The organism is Natrialba sp. PRR66 (assembly GCF_034808065.1).
In the GTDB taxonomy this organism is placed as follows: domain Archaea; phylum Halobacteriota; class Halobacteria; order Halobacteriales; family Natrialbaceae; genus Natrialba; species Natrialba aegyptia.
Window position 1 is genome coordinate 1 of the sequence record NZ_JAXHGN010000271.1, and the last position, 235, is coordinate 235.

Here is a 235-nt window from a genome sequence, read left to right on the forward strand (position 1 = left end):
GCACCGTCTCGGTGCCGGCCTCGTGGGACTCGACGTACTCCACGAGGTCCGCCGGCGGCTCCTGCACGCCCACGAGCGGGTAGTGCGCCGCACTCGCCGCGAACTCCAGCAGCTCGCGCGCGGACACGTCGGTCCGGTAGTCGGTGAAGGCCGCGACGACCGCCTCGTCGTACTCCTCGACGGGCCCGCGCAACCGCTCGACCGGCGCGTCGAGGTCCGCCTCGCCGAGTTCGAG

Annotated in this window: 1 pseudogene; it reads right to left on the reverse strand. The window is 73.6% G+C overall.

Going from position 1 to position 235, the window contains the following annotated elements:
- A pseudogene (locus SM755_RS24195) lies at positions 1 to 235 on the reverse strand (hypothetical protein); the annotation flags it as partial.